Origin of the sequence: Fischerella muscicola PCC 7414, from assembly GCF_000317205.1 — a bacterium.
Taxonomy (GTDB): Bacteria; Cyanobacteriota; Cyanobacteriia; order Cyanobacteriales; family Nostocaceae; genus Fischerella; species Fischerella muscicola.
In genome coordinates this window covers 1-15,026 of sequence record NZ_AJLK01000199.1, presented here as the reverse complement: position 1 = coordinate 15,026, position 15,026 = coordinate 1, and the positions used below count along the sequence as shown (strand labels likewise).

The following is a 15,026-nucleotide window of genomic DNA, read 5'->3' as shown; positions in this document are numbered from 1 at the left end:
TAGTTAGAGCAGAAAAACAACATTATTCGCACATTAACTAATCAATAAATATAAAATTTATAAAATTTATCTAAAAATTATGAATTTTAACCTAATATGCCAAAATTATTATTGACTCAATAGACATTTTGTACAACTTAGTTTATATAGCTATTCAAACTAGTTTTAAATTATACTTTGACAATTTGTATACTGAGTCTTTGCTGTTTGATTATGTACCGTAAAGACTCTTAGCTGACTGTTTAGTCTTGTATAGCTTAATCCTAATTTTTAAGAATTTCATCTTAATTTCATAAGCTTCTGTCAATCTACTAATAGGGGTATCCCTATGGCGAACTATGCTAGAATCACAAATTTACAAAGAACTTTTAACTACCAATTTGATATGAGGGTGCTACTAGTTGAAGATGAGCCGGATTTGGGGGCTGCTATTAAGCGTACTTTAAATCAACAAAAGTACCTAGTTGACTGGGTTATGGATGGTAATGACGCATGGGCTTACTTAGAAAACAGTTCGGCGCAATATACAGTAGCGATTCTTGATTGGATGCTTCCAGGAATTAGTGGTTTAGAATTGTGTAAAAGACTGCGTTATAAAGGTAATCCTCTTCCTATCCTGATGCTAACTGCTAAAGATAGAATGGAAGATAAAGTTGCCGGACTAGATGCAGGTGCCGATGACTATTTAGTAAAACCCTTCGGCATGGTGGAACTTCTAGCACGATTGCGGGCTTTACAACGTCGTTCCCCCCATTTTCAACCTCAACAATTAAGTGTTGGTAACTTGACTCTAGACTATGGCAACAGTAAAGTTGTTAGACAAAATACAACAGGTGAACAGCAAAGCATTCCATTAACTAATAAAGAATTCCAACTATTGGAATATTTCATGAACCATCCTAACCAGATTGTTACGACTGAGCAAATTCGTAATCAAATTTGGGAAGTTAATGCAGAATCTAGTAGTAATGTAGTGGCAGCGCAAATACGTTTGTTACGTCGTAAACTCACAAGTAACGACTGTCCTAACCCAATTGAAACTTTGCATGGTATGGGGTATCGTCTTAATTTCTCAGATGAATCAAAATAAACTGTTTCGGCTCACCCGCGTTCGTTTAGCTCTGTATTATGCTATTGTTATGGGTTTGATTTTAAGCCTATGTGCCTTTAGCTTTTACAGGTCTGTGTTTCATGCTCATGTGGTAGCTTTAGACAGTGAAATTGAGACTGTAGCTGGGACACTGCACGACAGTATTGAACTAAAACTTCAGTCACCTGGACGTTTGGAACCATTAGTAAATCAGTTATTTCCAAATACAGGTAACTGTAGAATAGGGGCTAGTAATTGTATTCAAGAACAGCCGCATCCTAAACGTCATCTTCTTGGTATTGTGACTAAAACTAGCTACTATATACGTTTTTTTGATATTTCAGGAAATTTAATTGCTAATGCTGGTTATTATCCAGAGGGATTACCTAATATTTTTAATCAAAAAAATTGGCAATTTCTCAAAGATAACAAAGGCAACGAATACCATCAAATTACTCTATCTCTGCATACCCAAAATTATCAGGATTGGGGATATATGCAAGTAGGGCGAAGTCTAGAAGAGTTTAATCATTATTTGGATAGCGTCAAGCTAATTTTGATATTAGGGCTGCCAATAGCTATGGTTATGATTGCAGGTGCCAGTTGGTGGTTGTCAGGATTAGCGATGCAGCCAATTTATCAGTCATATCGGCAAATCCAACAGTTTACAGCCGATGCCGCACATGAATTACGAACGCCTTTAGCTGCGACAAGTGCAACTGTAGAATCAGCACTTTTAATGCCAGAAATAGATGAACAAGAAACACGAGATATCTTGCAAACTATACAGCGTCAAAATCAGAGGTTAACAACTTTAGTTGTTGACTTATTGATGTTAGCACGTTTAGATAGGCAAGCTCAAAAGTTACAGCACGAAGTTTGTTGTTTAAATGATATTGTTAGCGATTTAATTGAAGAATTTGAAGCGATGGCAACTACCGCAGGAGTAAAGTTGACATCATCAATCCGAGTTAAGCAAAATATGAATGTTATAGGAAATTCCGATCAGCTTTATCGATTGGTTTCTAACTTAATTGTCAATGCAATTCAATATACACTCAAAGGAGGGGAAGTCACAGTTATCCTAGAAAGCAGTGATAATTATGCTGTAATTAAAGTTCAAGATACAGGTATTGGTATCCCACAACATGAACTGAAGCTAGTTTTTGATCGTTTTTATCGGGTAAGTGGCGATCGCTCTCGTAACACTGGTGGTTCTGGATTAGGATTAGCCATTGCTCAAGCAATTGTTCAGGCACACCACGGTAGTATAGACGTGCAAAGCGAGTTAGGTAAAGGCAGTACCTTTACTATTAAGTTACCCTTCAAAGTTCTGCGATTGGGCGTAGTCCAACGCCTGGATGCGGAGTGGAAATAATCCCCAAAATTGGATATGTCACTGTAAGGATAAAGTGACTGTTTTTTAACTATAAAGTGACCGCTCAACAGAATCTGTGACTGAAGCGTATTTGAAAGATTGAATGCGTAAGCGTTGCTTAACGAAGTTATCACTTGTAAATTATGACCCCTTGCAGGTGCGATCGCAGACCGCCTCGACCGTAAGAAAATCATGGTTATTACCCACATATTCAGAATGTTAATTGTGGGTCTGTTGCCTTTTGTAACGCAGATTTGGCAAGTTTACATATTGATATTTGCGCTGAACGTTTTTAATGCTTTTTTCACCCCAACTTACCAAGCCACAATTCCATTAGTTACGGGTGAGAATGACTATGCAGAGGCGATCGCTCTTTCAGCCGCTACTTTTCAATTACTTGGTGTACTTGGCCCAGGTATCGCTGGGAGTGTCGCCGCCTTCATTGGTGCGAGACAAGTTTTCTATTTGGATGCTCTCAGCTTTGCGATCGCGGCAGTGTTAATCTTCACCCTACCAGGTCAACTCGTAGTTGCACAAAATCAACAGCCTTCCAGAACAACACGCCGAACCTGGGGAGACATTCAAGACGGTACAACTCGTCTGTTTACAGATGCACCGATTCGTTACGCACTCTTCATGCAGTTAGTCGCATCAATTGCTGGAGCGCAAATCTTAGTAAATACTGTTGGCTATGTCCAAGGTACACTTCAATTGGGAGAAGTGCAGTACGGCTGGGTGATGGCAGCTTTTGGGATTGGTGCAACTCTGTGTGCAGTTATTTTTGGTACGTTCAATAGAAGTTTGCCGCGTACAACATTTGTTTTGATTGGTGCAAGTTTGATTACTTTGGCTTTATTGCCTGCTAACTACGCAAATTTAGCAGCACTGATGCTTTTATGGTTGTTGGCGGGTGCAGGGCAAAGCTTAGTGAACTTACCCACCCAGACATTAATTGCAGACCGCATCCCGACTGCTGTACAAGGACGAGTTTATGGCGCACACTTTGCCTGGAGTCATCTTTGGTGGGCAATCTCATACCCTCTTGCCGGTTGGTTGGGAAGTAACTTTGCTGAACGTGAGTTCCTTTACGGTAGCTTAGTGGGCTTCATGCTGCTAGTGGTAGTGCAAATTACCCTCTCACCTCAACTACATGAACACGAACATCTCCACTATTCTAGTGTGCATGAACATAAGCACATCCACGATGAACACCATCAACACCATCATAATCAGGGGATGGCTGTAGGCAAATCTCACAACCATCTTCACGAACACACGACGATTATCTATCATACTCACCCTCACACTAGGGACATTCACCATCGCCATAGTCACTAAATTGCTGTTGCCAATTTTTGCTAAAGAGATTGAGAAAGAAGAAATTGAAAATGTTGCCGATGTTTCATCGGAGCATCGGTAAAAATGTTTGTACTAACCGGGTTAATTTACCGCCTTGTAGGGGGAAATTCTTAGAAAAAGATAGCAGTATTTAGTGAGTGGGAGTTTAGATCCTAGAGGGAACATTCGCACAAAAGATTACGTTACTTTTGCAGAAAACTCGCAAACCTATATAGTTTTAATATAAGGAATTTAACACTTTTACAAATGGCAAGGATGACCATTGACCAGTTACAGATTTTTCTGGCGGTGGCGCAGTATATGCACTTTACTCGCGCTGCTGAAGCGCTTTACATTACTCAACCTTCTGTGAGTGCTGCCATCCAAAGTCTTGAAGAACAATATGGAGTGAAACTGTTTAATCGAGTTGGTCGTCGTATTGAACTAACTTTAGCTGGCAAAATCCTCCAAGTAGAAGCACAAAAAATTTTGACTCAAGTGGAGTTGACTGAGCGAGGATTGCGAGAATTAAATGACTTGAAGCGGGGTGAACTCAAGTTAGGTGCAAGTCAAACCATTGGTAATTATTGGCTTCCACACTTCATTAGCTTGTTTAAGCAAGAATATCCCAATATTTCTGTGGATTGTACATTAGGTAACACTACTGAAATTAGCGAAGGAACGGTTACAGGATTGTTTGACCTCAGCTTAGTAGAAGGGGAAGTTGAACCATCGCTTTTAGCTTCTCTAGAACAACAAATTGTCGGCGGAGATTGTCTGCAAATAGTTGTCGGTCAATCTCATCCTTGGTTTGAAAAAATGGCAGTTGAGGTGACAGAATTAACAAACACTGCTTGGGTAATGCGCGAGAAAGGCTCAGGAACCCGTCAGCAGTTTGAGCAAGTGCTAAGACAGTGGGGTATTGAACCAGCACAGTTAAATGTAATTTTGTTAATGAAAAGCGGTGATATGGTCAAAGCAGCCGTTGAGGATGGGGTAGGAGCAGCCGCGATTTCCAACCTGATTATTACTAAAGAATTACGTCTTGATATGCTGCGTTGTATTAAAGTTACAGGTGTTGCGAGAAACACTAATGATCCAGATCCATTATCACGACCTTTCTTTTTATTAAAGCATCGAGAACGCTTTCAAACCCGCATCTCTCAAGTATTCGAGCAACTGCTAGTATCAGATAAAACTTTAAGATAGTATTGCAGATGCGATACATATTGCACACCCAATAGGGAGTAACCCAATTTTATACTGTAGTTGTCCCTGCTGATTAATCACAAGAGTGCAGCGATCGCTCAATTTGTTGCACAGTCTCTCGAACATTTGCCAAACAGCAACCTCCTTGGGGATTATTTACCTCACAACCGCATCGTTTTGCTTTGATGTGAGCAGTGATAGAAGCAACCGCAGTACTTGTACCTGTTTGTTCAATTTCTTCTCGAAGGCGCTGACGACTCCAGTCAAAGCAGTAGCAAACCGACACCTGCTCGCTAGGATCTTTTTGAAAGACAGGAACTTTTAAATCCCCCGTCCTAAATATCTGATCTGTTTCAGAAAAGTAAACCACAGAACAATCAGAACTAGGGCAAAACATATAGGTACTTTGAGGATTTAACCGCTCCAGCGCAGCCGCAATCAATAGGCTTTTCAAGGTAATGAGTTTAATCGGTTTTCCTTTAGTGCCATCCTTTGGGCAAGTATGCTGAGGGGACATAATCGGAGTTTTATCAATAGATTCACTCAGATAACTAAATTCACTCATACAAAAAATATCCTTTCAAGAATTTGCCGTAGGGTTGGCTAGAACGCTCCGCTAATGCCAATTGATACATACTTTTAGGTTGCAATCCAGTTACTGCTGCTTCTAGTAAATCAATCACGCCTAAGTTGTTAACAGTCACAGTCGTTGCAGGCTTTTTAGCTGATGAACCTGGCGCACCCATTACCAAATGAGCTACTATCCCAGACTTGCCCAAAGGCTCTAGATTTGCCAATCCATCTCCAGTAGGAACTGCATTAGGAATATAAACCAGTGCTTGCGAAGATTGACCGCTAGGAATTGTGGCGATCGCTCTATTTTTGATAGTATCAATCACAGTCATCTTAGTACCATTTTCTAACGCGACGTAGATCCGAGTGCCATCACCATTCGGCCAAAGACCGTGGGGTAACTCACCTGTCGGGATAGTTGCTACCAGCTTGGGAGTATTCGTCGTTGTAAAAACTTTCACCACATTCTCGCCGCCAATTGTAATATATGCGAATTGTCCTTGCTGATTCCTGACGATGTTGACGTGGTTGGTGATTGCTCCAGTGTCTAAGGTAGCAATGATATTGAAAGGTGCTTCTGCGTTGAATACTTGAACTTTACCAGTATCTTTCAATGTGAACCAAATTTGCTTTCCGTCGGGAGTCGCAGCAATATTTGGGCAAAAAGGAGAGGCTTGTTTAACTGTTGCTACAACTTGATGGGACTTGACATCGATGACACTTGTCTGCGGTGTAAAACTAGAGCACACAAATCCATATTTACCATCGGGACGAAAAATTGTCATCCCAGGGCCATTACCAACAGTGATGCGTTGTTTTTCTTGATAGGTTTGACTATCTAACACAGAAACATAATCTTCTCCCCGCACTGTTACCCAAGCTTCACTACCATCTGGAGTGAAGAAAGCTTCGTGAGGCGATCGCCCCACATAGGTAATGTGCTTAACTTTATTAGTCTGGGTATCAATAAAGGCTACCGAGTTAGAACCAACGGAAACTACCGCCAAAGTGTGATTGTCGGGCGAAAAACCCATCCCATGCACCAGTAATTGACCAGTATACAGGGGACTCAAATTCTCTGGCGCTGTTTTACCCAGACGAATTACTCCCAGCAGTTTATTGGTTTGAGGATTGTAAACAGAAATTGTATTGGAGGTCTGGTCAGCTGTATAGACGCGATCGCGTCCACTAATTGCAATGTCTGGTGTAGATGCTGCATAAGGAACTTGCCCTGCAATAGCTGGTGCTGTCAAAGTTAGTAAAATAGCAGATGTAATTGTAGCGATAGCTCGATTGTGCATAGAGGTATTTTCTTAACTTACTTTTGTGACGGTGATTGTGGACGCTTAAGCGTCAGCTGCATTAATTCAATTTCTGATTGTTGAGTGACGATAATTTCCTGTGCTAATCGTCGCAGCCGAGGATCGGTTCCGTACTGCAACTCAACTTTTGCCATCTCAATTGCCCCTTGGTGATGGGGAATCATCATTGCAGCAAAATCAGTATCAGGATTCCCAGTCATCTTGACATTTTGCATCTGTGTATGCATTGAAGTCATCGTCTGCTCAAAAGCCTGATTTGCAGCAGTATGATGGGGCATCATCATCGACGCGATCGGAATGCCAATTGATAAGGAAAGTAAAAAAGGTGCATTGAAAGACATATTTTCCAGTCCTGCTTTATGGTTTAACGATTTTCCAGGTTTCTTCAGTAATTTGATAGTTACCAGAGACAGATTTGTAAACTAAGGTATAGTCTACGGGGATTTTATTCTTGCCATTGTTGAATGTAACCAGCGCCTTAACTGTTCGTGTTTCTCCATCTCCTGGTGTGGTTTTAATATTTGTGATAGTAGTTTCCAAAGGCGCTTGGGCTTTGATAAACTTCTGCCATACTGCTTGAATCTTGTCTTTACCTTGATATTCTCCTGCTAAAGGGCCGCCAATCCAATGTAACGTGGGTGATTCACTATACTGGGACATCACTTTTGTTAAATCACCTTGAGCGATCGCACTCCAATGACTTTGAGCTAAAGTTGTTGGAGTGCTAGCTGTGGAACTTTCACTTACACTACTCGGCTTTGTTGGGGATGAAGTTATGCTTGGTGTAGAACCATATCCTGAATCACCATCACTTGCTGATTGATTGGAACAAGCCACACTAAAAGTAAGAACCAGCACTAGCAACACTGGGAAAATAGCAGATTTTGATAAAGCTTGAGTAGAAATCATGAAACAACCTCTCAAATTATATTTTTGAAGTGAAAAAGCTAGATTAATTTCGGTGAATCATCAGCTGAATTGGAGATGAGTTAACCAATTCTTTGCCACCATAAAAGACCGACTGCTACAGAATAAATAATGCCGAAATAAAACATGAGACTGAACGTGGAAAGCCACTTACTATATTGTCCTTTCATGGCTTGGTTGGCTCTACTTTGGACATTCATCTTTACTTGTCCCGATATTTCCATTTCTTGTAAATATTCCCGCAGACAATTAGTGAAACTATTGAAGCGCCAAAATAGAACAAAAGCAAACCAATAAATCGCTAAAGCCACACTGTGAGAAATAATTGGCGGGACAGGTGGATTTGAGGTTTGAAGTGAAAAGCCAAAGATAGCAAAGCTGATGCTGAAAAAGAAGGTTGTTACATTCCACCGAGTCTTAGTATGTTCTTGTTCTCTTTCCCAAAGTTTTAAATATAATTCCTCATTACTTAAACCTATCTGGTCATCTGGCGATTTTAAAGGTTCGATACTGCTCATTGTCCTTGCACCTGAATGAAACAAATTAGTCGCAAGTTCAGCAAACACTGTGCTTGAAATTCCATTACGACATCAAGACTTCATCTGTATAGGTATCTTCAATAATTGATTCAGCCGTCTGATTAATGGCATGAATAGTTTCTTCAGGTAAAAATTTAGCTTCAGGACTATGGGGGCTTTTGAAAGTTAATTGTGCGTCAGATTGCTGACAAGCAATCATTGTTTTGATGTGTTCGCCTTCATCATCTCGAATTGCTACATAGACATCATATAGATTTTCAATTTTTGGACGACGTTCGGCTATTGGATGAGAAGTTTGAAATTCATCAAACATATAAAGGTCACCATCGCGGTAGTAATTCATCGCTACTTGCGGTGCTGGCTGAGTTTTAAGTTCCGCCTCATGCTCTTTTAAAAACGTGTCGTAAGTGTGGTATGCGTGTTCTTCTATTAGCTGTGTAAAGTAATAAGCACTAGAAGGAGAAATAGTGTACACGAATATCAAAATCCAGTAGTAAATTACAACACCACTGTGAGCAATAAAGCGGTCAATCCAATATTTATTACCTCCTAGTGACTCCGCAATGAGTAGGTGATGCAACTCATTCCAAGATTCAGCAAAATGAACTTTCAGCCAGTCAGATTTTCGCCACCATCCGAGACTTTCATAAAGGTGAAGGACTGACAGAAAAGCAAAGTAGGGAACTCTTGCTACCGTTTCCAGCACATAAAATCTTGCATACAAACGATTACGGTAAAAAACGTTCAAAACGAATTCTAAAAAATCAACTAGTAATCGAATCATTTTTCTAAACTCCTTTGAGTTGTATCAAGATAAAGGCAAAAATTAAACTTTATCTTTACGTAGATTAATATCAATCTACGCAAAGTAATGCACATAATCCAGAGATTGATTTTAGTTGGAAGTTTCCGTGTAAGCCATTCCTTGAGAAGTAGCATAACATCTGAGAAAACGCATCACACGGTTCCAATTATCTTCTGCAACATGGAAACTAATCGCCACTTCACTGGTGCGAAAGCCATCTACAACATGACTCACCGCTACATCTTCTGGATAAACAGTAATTTCACCTTCTGAGTCAACTAAGTGCATAGCATCTATAGAGTGGACAAATTCTCCCCAGCCTTCCATTGTATGGATAGGAGTAGAAGCTGAGTTTTCTGCAAAGATAAATGTTACTACCTTTTGATTATTGTGTCGCTTGTCACGTTTCAAACTAATGCGGCTGACCTCTTCTGGAATTCCTGGAGTGAAGAATACAACTGGTAAGTTTGCATTATTAGAAAAGACATTCGAGACTGTTGAAGTAGACATAATTAACACCTCTTTATGTTCGGGAATCAAGTTTTTTCTTTCACAATTTCAGCTTATGTGAATCAATCAATAGAAACAAACGTTCTTTGCTATTAAAATGATAGTTTTAGTCTATTATTGTTCTAGCTTTAGCTGAAACTGTTGCATAGTCAAACGTTGAGAATAATTCTGGATACATTTGTAGGTGACAGAGGAATTACGCATATCTTCGGGAACTGTAGTTTAGTTCTCTTCACCTTCCAGCTTTGAGCAACTTTCATGTCAAGTATTAATAGTTTAAAACTATCGTTTGTATAGCTAAGAACGTTTGCTTCTATTATTTCAACCGATTAAAGTTATACCAACCCTAAATACGAGGTTGATATGAAACAAAATATTAGGACAAACAAAAGAATGCAGATACCACAACTCAGTTCAGAACAAAAGCTGCTGTATCGAAAAATTGTGTTTCTCTTAGCGGCTGGATTTTGTCTGACTCCTTGGGCTTCACCACCAATAGCGCTGATGTTGGGGATTCTTCTAGCGCTGACTCACGAGAACCCTTTTCATCGGATTAGCCGCCCAGCCGCTAAACATTTACTAGAAGCATCCGTAATTATGCTGGGTTTTGGAATGAATTTAGCAGTTGTACTAAAGGCAGGTGCAAGCGGTGCTTTGCTTGCTGTTGGTAGCATCAGTGCAACCTTTATTCTTGGCTACTTTCTAGGGAAATGGTTGAAGATTCCCATTAAAGCCTCTGCCTTAATTTCAGCTGGAACAGCTATTTGTGGCGGAAGTGCGATCGCCGCAGTTAGTTCAGTAATTAACGCAGCCGAAAGTGAGATTTCTGTAGCAATGGGGACGGTATTTGTCCTCAACGCCGTTGCTTTATTCGTATTTCCACCTCTGGGACACGCACTGCACCTAACTCAAGCACAATTCGGAACATGGTCGGGTGTGGCAATCCATGACATTTCTAGTGTAGTCGGTGCAGCATCACATTATGGTCAGAGTGCGCTATACACAGCCACAGCAGTCAAACTTTCCCGCGCGTTGTGGATTGTACCTATTTCAGCAGCAGCAAGTTATATATTTCAGCGTCAACAGTCAAAATCGGGTGATGTGATTCATAAACCTCAAGTTCCCTGGTTTATTGGCTTGTTTATCCTTGCTTCTGTTGTACGGACTTTTATCCCGGAAGTTGCTTCTTGGTCGCCAGTGGTGACACACGTTTCGGAAGCGGGTTTGACGTTAACGCTGTTTTTAATTGGTGCAGGGCTATCGCAACGGATGTTGAAAGCGGTTGGTTGGAAACCGATGCTTCAGGGAGTAATGCTGTGGATATTTATTAGTGCTACTTCGCTTGGTGTCATTGTATTAGTTGTGCATTAGTAAGAAATATGCCTCATTACTATTTTCTTTATAACCGAACTGGAATCTTAACTTTCAATAATGTTGCTCTTGCCGTATAGGATGTTGTTGGGGAGAGTAAGATGAATAAAATTTATTACGGTTTTGGAATAAAACAAAAGTTGCTACAGCTATCAGAAAATATCCAAAACCTCGCTGTAACTGTCTGGGTTTAACAAATCGAGAAAAGTAAGCACCACCGATTATTCCCAAACTAGCAGCAATTGTAAACGAAATCATCAAATTCCAATTGAGTGGTATGTGTCCGAGATAACCTATAAATCCTGCACCAGAGTTAAGGATTATTATCACTAATGAAGTACCAATTGCTTCGCGCATAGGTGTATTTCCTAACAAAACTAAAGCCGGAACAATCGCAAATCCCCCACCGACTCCAACTAATCCAGTTAACAAACCTACGCCTAATCCTTCAGTAATCATCCATAACCAACAGTATTTACAAATTGGCTTGGGATATAAACTGATATCCAATTCTCCAGGAGAATTTTTTTTAACTGGTTGAGAACCTTTTTTAATCATGAATATTGCTGCCACGAACACCACTACAGCAAATAAAATCATCTGAAATGAACCAGTTATCAAGGGAAGTGTGGCAATTTTAGCTCCTAAAAACGCTCCTAACATTGTGGCAGCACCAAATATAAAAGCAGTTCTAAAATTCACATTTCCCTGTTTCCAATGGGGAATAACACCAATAATGCTTACAAATCCCACGATAAATAAAGTCATTGCAATAGCGGGTTTCGGTGCTACACCCATCACATAAACTAATACCGGCACTGCTAATACAGAACCTCCACCACCAATCAATCCTAAACTAATACCAATAAAAACAGCTAGGATAATTCCAAATAAAAAGGTCATTGATTCTAATCAGTTAATAATTCCGTTCAATCAGCATAAAATCATCCTTTGCTCTAAGACAATACAGATGTATTGACATTACCACAGCGTTCATTTGCAGGAACTGCCTCCATCATTTTTTCTGGACTTGGGAGAACCAAATGATCCATGAATTCAATAAATTGTTGACGATTTCTCCCTGTAAATCGGAGATTAAATTGCTTTTCTTCTGTAATCGTAGATACTGTATAACCCCGATAATCATGACCGGGATACACTAAAGTTTTGTCTGGTAAAGTAAATAGTCGTTGTGTTACTGAGTCAAACAAAGTTCCCGCATCACCACCTTGAAAGTCAGTTCGTCCACAACCGCGAATAAACAAGGCATCTCCAGTTAAAACTCTATCTTGATTAACTAAATAGGCATTATGGCTATCTGTATGACCTGGTGTGGCGATCGCCTGAATTGTCATGCTTGCCAATTGTAAGATTTCTCCATCTCTAATGTACCGATCTGCACAACTGGCTTGAGCTTTATCGGGAACAATCCCCAAACAACCAGTCATTTCTCTCAATTTAGCTGTACCTGTAATATGGTCAGCATGGATGTGGGTTTCTAAGCAGTAACGCAGAGATAACCCTAATTCTGTAAGTAGTTTTGAATCACGTTCAACTTGCTCCAGTACCGGATCGACTAAAATAGCTTCTTGAGTTTGTTGGTCTGCAAGTAGGTAAGTATAAGTGCTGGTTTCTCTGTCAAATAATTGTCTGAATAACATAGTGTTTCCTCTTGCAACAATGCCAAAACTTCAATTTGTTTGGGAGTGAGTTGAAACATAATGTTCAAGGAACTGCTTCATCTGCGGATTAGCATTACAGTCGAAGCCAGCCTCAGCAGCTTTCTCAAATACTTGCTCTGGTGTCATTCCTTGTCGCGTGGCTACGTTCATAAATGCCATTAAACCCGCACGCATACCACTGGCGCAATGAATTAAAGCGGGTTTTGGTAGCCGATCAATTTGCTCAAGTACCTCTGTAGCCAGTTCATCGCTAATCTCGTTGGGCTTAACAGGAATGTTAATGTAGTTCAGTCCCAAGGCTTGTGCTTGTTGCTGTTCATCACTGATAAAGCCTTGCTCCGAAGGCGATCGCAGATTGAGTACAGACTTGTAACCTTCACTTGCCGCTTGCTGTAACTGCTCTGGTGTCACCTGTCCTGCTACTGTTAATTCATTGTTAATCTTTTTGACGTTTTCCATTGCTGTTTTATCTCTTAATCCTTACTACCATATTACCAGATAGTAATATGGTAGTAACTACATATAAGAAGATGTAATATTTAAGTCTGTATGTTAGAATCTTCGCCTCAAGCTCTTGCTCCCGTTGCTGAATACTTTAAAGTATTGTCAGAAGTAAGTCGGCTGCAAGTTTTGTGTTGTCTCAAGTCAGGAGCGAAAAACGTGACAGAAATCATCCAAGAAACCGGACTAGGACAAGCAAATGTTTCCAAACATTTGAAAGTATTGATGCAAGCGGGTATAGTCACTCGTCAACCACAAGGAATCAGTGTTTTTTACCAAATTACTGACCCAATAATTTTTGAGCTATGTGAGTTAGTGTGCGATCGCCTTGTTATTCGTCTGCAAGAACAAACCCAACAGTTAGAACAACTACAAGCACTACGCCAACCGTAAAAATTGCTCCAGATTGAGATTTCTTGGAGTCGATAGAATTTCATTCCAATTTCATCGTCAAGTGTGATGATGATAAATGCAATTAACTGTGATTTAACAATTACAGCTTTCTCTTAACACCGAATTGCCAGTCATCAACTCAAAGGTAACAGCAGTGACAACAAAAACTTTTCAAACCATCCCTCGTAATGTTTGGGTTTTGGGATTTGTCAGCTTGTTAACTGATATTAGTTCTGAGATGATTCATTCGGTGTTGCCGTTATTTCTAGTTTCGGTATTAGGGGCAAATTTGCTGACAGTTGGTTGGATTGAGGGCATAGCCGAATCAACTGCTTCTGTACTGAAAGTTTTTTCAGGAGCCTTAAGCGATTATTTAGGACAGCGTAAGCGATTGGCTGTCGCTGGTTATGGGCTATCTACCTTAGTTAAACCCCTGTTCGCATTGGCAACTAGTCCTGCTTGGGTATTGATGGCTCGTTTTGGCGATCGCGTTGGCAAGGGAATTCGTGTAGCTCCCCGCGATGCAATCGTAGCAGATGTTACCGATAGCGTTAATCGTGGAGCTGCCTACGGTTTACGCCAATCTTTAGACACCATCGGCGCATTCACTGGGCCACTAGTTGCATTCATCTTGATGTCTTTTTCAGGACAGAACTTTCGTCTAGTTTTCTGGTTAGCGGTGCTTCCCGGTATTTTAGCAGTAGCCCTTTTGGCAACTGGCGTGCGCGAACCTGACAATAGAAATCATCAAAGACAGAATAATCCTCTACATTGGTCTGCTTTGCAAAGTTTGGGTAAAAGCTATTGGGTGCTAGTTGCGGTTGCACTACTATTTAATCTCGGTAACTCTAGCGATGCTTTTTTATTGCTGCAAGCACAGCAAGCTGGAGTATCCGCCTCACTAGTACCACTTACCCTAGTTGTAATGAATATAGCTTACTCTCTCAGTGCTTATCCAGTAGGATTGCTATCTGACCGCATTGGTAGATTGGGGCTACTAGCGGGTGGATTTTGTGTATATGCGTTGGCATATTTAGGTTTTGCATTTGTTAATGCTCCTTGGCAGGTGTGGGGACTGTTCGGGCTGTATGGGCTGCATCAGGGGATGAGTCAGGGTATATTATTAGCACTGGTAGCAGATAGAGTTCCGTCCCATCTGCGGGGTACTGCTTTTGGGTTAATTAATTTGGCTACTGGTGCAGCGCTCTTACCAGCTAGTTTGTTGGGAGGTGTTTTGTGGCAAACAATCAGTCCAAAAGCAACTTTCATCGCTGGAAGTATTTTTGCTTTGAGTGCGATCGCATTACTGCTGGTATTTGAAAGTGGAAGATGGAAATCAGTAGATAAAGAGTAAAAATCTTCACTACCAGCCATCTCTTTCCAAGTTC

Annotated in this window: 16 protein-coding genes and 1 pseudogene; 7 read left to right on the top strand and 10 right to left on the bottom strand. The window is 40.5% G+C overall.

The window, feature by feature from the left end:
• The first annotated feature begins 385 nt into the window (after positions 1-385).
• From rppA to UYI_RS0130345, 4 genes and pseudogenes are all read left to right on the top strand, one after another.
• Positions 386-1,090, top strand: coding sequence for a two-component system response regulator RppA (gene rppA / locus UYI_RS0130360; protein WP_026086270.1), 705 nt, complete (start codon positions 386-388; stop codon positions 1,088-1,090).
• A complete protein-coding gene (gene rppB, locus UYI_RS0130355; RefSeq protein WP_016870451.1) occupies positions 1,077-2,468 on the top strand; it encodes a two-component system sensor histidine kinase RppB in 1,392 nt (463 codons plus the stop codon). The genes rppA and rppB overlap by 14 nt, the downstream gene beginning before the upstream one ends.
• 159 nt (positions 2,469-2,627) lie before the next feature.
• Positions 2,628-3,806: pseudogene (locus tag UYI_RS33765) on the top strand (MFS transporter); the annotation flags it as partial.
• A 276-nt stretch (positions 3,807-4,082) separates the two neighbouring features.
• Entirely contained in the window at positions 4,083-5,015 is a 933-nt protein-coding gene (locus tag UYI_RS0130345; protein ID WP_016870449.1) for a LysR substrate-binding domain-containing protein, read from the top strand.
• Between the two features lie 73 nt (positions 5,016-5,088).
• On the opposite strand, the gene UYI_RS0130340 is transcribed toward UYI_RS0130345, so the two are convergent.
• The 7 genes from UYI_RS0130340 to psb28 all read right to left on the bottom strand — a co-directional run bounded on the left by UYI_RS0130340 (position 5,089) and on the right by psb28 (position 9,691).
• Positions 5,089-5,580 carry a putative iron-sulfur cluster-binding metallochaperone gene (locus UYI_RS0130340; RefSeq protein ID WP_016870448.1) on the bottom strand — a complete coding sequence of 164 codons (492 nt, stop codon included), beginning with the start codon at positions 5,578-5,580 and terminating at the stop codon, positions 5,089-5,091.
• The gene (locus UYI_RS0130335; protein ID WP_016870447.1) at positions 5,573-6,889 is read right to left on the bottom strand and encodes a YncE family protein; all 1,317 of its coding nucleotides are present in this window, start codon (positions 6,887-6,889) and stop codon (positions 5,573-5,575) included. Before UYI_RS0130335 ends, UYI_RS0130340 begins: the two co-directional genes overlap by 8 nt.
• Positions 6,890-6,906: 17 nt before the next feature.
• Positions 6,907-7,251 carry a CopM family metallochaperone gene (gene copM, locus UYI_RS0130330; protein ID WP_016870446.1) on the bottom strand — a complete coding sequence of 115 codons (345 nt, stop codon included), beginning with the start codon at positions 7,249-7,251 and terminating at the stop codon, positions 6,907-6,909.
• Positions 7,252-7,267: 16 nt separating this feature from the next.
• The gene (locus UYI_RS0130325) at positions 7,268-7,819 is read right to left on the bottom strand and encodes a nuclear transport factor 2 family protein (RefSeq protein ID WP_016870445.1); all 552 of its coding nucleotides are present in this window, start codon (positions 7,817-7,819) and stop codon (positions 7,268-7,270) included.
• Positions 7,820-7,899: 80 nt separating this feature from the next.
• The gene (locus UYI_RS0130320) at positions 7,900-8,355 is read right to left on the bottom strand and encodes a hypothetical protein (protein WP_016870444.1); all 456 of its coding nucleotides are present in this window, start codon (positions 8,353-8,355) and stop codon (positions 7,900-7,902) included.
• 64 nt (positions 8,356-8,419) lie between these two features.
• Positions 8,420-9,160, bottom strand: a complete 741-nt coding sequence (locus tag UYI_RS0130315; protein ID WP_016870443.1) for an alternative oxidase — start codon at positions 9,158-9,160, stop codon at positions 8,420-8,422.
• A 111-nt stretch (positions 9,161-9,271) separates the two neighbouring features.
• Positions 9,272-9,691 carry a photosystem II reaction center protein Psb28 gene (gene psb28 / locus UYI_RS0130310; protein WP_016870442.1) on the bottom strand — a complete coding sequence of 140 codons (420 nt, stop codon included), beginning with the start codon at positions 9,689-9,691 and terminating at the stop codon, positions 9,272-9,274.
• A gap of 393 nt (positions 9,692-10,084) precedes the next feature.
• On the opposite strand from psb28, the gene UYI_RS0130305 reads away from it, so the two are divergent.
• On the top strand, positions 10,085-11,062 hold the full coding sequence (locus UYI_RS0130305) for a YeiH family protein (protein WP_016870441.1): 978 nt from the start codon (positions 10,085-10,087) through the stop codon (positions 11,060-11,062).
• A 54-nt stretch (positions 11,063-11,116) separates the two neighbouring features.
• Here UYI_RS0130305 and UYI_RS0130300 read toward each other — a convergent pair whose 3' ends face one another.
• The 3 genes from UYI_RS0130300 to UYI_RS0130290 are packed head-to-tail and all read right to left on the bottom strand — an operon-like array spanning position 11,117 to position 13,203.
• Positions 11,117-11,965, bottom strand: a complete 849-nt coding sequence (locus UYI_RS0130300) for a sulfite exporter TauE/SafE family protein (protein ID WP_016870440.1) — start codon at positions 11,963-11,965, stop codon at positions 11,117-11,119.
• A 53-nt stretch (positions 11,966-12,018) separates the two neighbouring features.
• Positions 12,019-12,723, bottom strand: coding sequence for an MBL fold metallo-hydrolase (locus tag UYI_RS0130295; RefSeq protein ID WP_016870439.1), 705 nt, complete (start codon positions 12,721-12,723; stop codon positions 12,019-12,021).
• A gap of 30 nt (positions 12,724-12,753) precedes the next feature.
• Positions 12,754-13,203: a beta-lactamase hydrolase domain-containing protein gene (locus tag UYI_RS0130290; protein WP_016870437.1), complete on the bottom strand. Its 450-nt coding sequence runs from the start codon at positions 13,201-13,203 to the stop codon at positions 12,754-12,756.
• Positions 13,204-13,293: 90 nt separating this feature from the next.
• Here UYI_RS0130290 and UYI_RS0130285 point away from each other — a divergent pair, with 90 nt between their 5' ends.
• Positions 13,294-13,638, top strand: a complete 345-nt coding sequence (locus UYI_RS0130285; protein WP_016870435.1) for an ArsR/SmtB family transcription factor — start codon at positions 13,294-13,296, stop codon at positions 13,636-13,638.
• 154 nt (positions 13,639-13,792) lie between these two features.
• Positions 13,793-14,992, top strand: a complete 1,200-nt coding sequence (locus tag UYI_RS0130280) for an MFS transporter (protein ID WP_016870434.1) — start codon at positions 13,793-13,795, stop codon at positions 14,990-14,992.
• Positions 14,993-15,026 lie beyond the last annotated feature (34 nt).

Coding starts and splice junctions, on each gene's coding strand:
- rppA (WP_026086270.1), top strand. CDS start 386: ATGAGGGTGCTACTAGTTGAAGATGAGCCGGATTTGGGGGCTGCTATT.
- rppB (WP_016870451.1), top strand. CDS start 1,077: ATGAATCAAAATAAACTGTTTCGGCTCACCCGCGTTCGTTTAGCTCTG.
- UYI_RS0130345 (WP_016870449.1), top strand. CDS start 4,083: ATGACCATTGACCAGTTACAGATTTTTCTGGCGGTGGCGCAGTATATG.
- UYI_RS0130340 (WP_016870448.1), bottom strand. CDS start 5,580: ATGAGTGAATTTAGTTATCTGAGTGAATCTATTGATAAAACTCCGATT.
- UYI_RS0130335 (WP_016870447.1), bottom strand. CDS start 6,889: ATGCACAATCGAGCTATCGCTACAATTACATCTGCTATTTTACTAACT.
- copM (WP_016870446.1), bottom strand. CDS start 7,251: ATGTCTTTCAATGCACCTTTTTTACTTTCCTTATCAATTGGCATTCCG.
- UYI_RS0130325 (WP_016870445.1), bottom strand. CDS start 7,819: ATGATTTCTACTCAAGCTTTATCAAAATCTGCTATTTTCCCAGTGTTG.
- UYI_RS0130320 (WP_016870444.1), bottom strand. CDS start 8,355: ATGAGCAGTATCGAACCTTTAAAATCGCCAGATGACCAGATAGGTTTA.
- UYI_RS0130315 (WP_016870443.1), bottom strand. CDS start 9,160: ATGATTCGATTACTAGTTGATTTTTTAGAATTCGTTTTGAACGTTTTT.
- psb28 (WP_016870442.1), bottom strand. CDS start 9,691: ATGTCTACTTCAACAGTCTCGAATGTCTTTTCTAATAATGCAAACTTA.
- UYI_RS0130305 (WP_016870441.1), top strand. CDS start 10,085: ATGCAGATACCACAACTCAGTTCAGAACAAAAGCTGCTGTATCGAAAA.
- UYI_RS0130300 (WP_016870440.1), bottom strand. CDS start 11,965: ATGACCTTTTTATTTGGAATTATCCTAGCTGTTTTTATTGGTATTAGT.
- UYI_RS0130295 (WP_016870439.1), bottom strand. CDS start 12,723: ATGTTATTCAGACAATTATTTGACAGAGAAACCAGCACTTATACTTAC.
- UYI_RS0130290 (WP_016870437.1), bottom strand. CDS start 13,203: ATGGAAAACGTCAAAAAGATTAACAATGAATTAACAGTAGCAGGACAG.
- UYI_RS0130285 (WP_016870435.1), top strand. CDS start 13,294: ATGTTAGAATCTTCGCCTCAAGCTCTTGCTCCCGTTGCTGAATACTTT.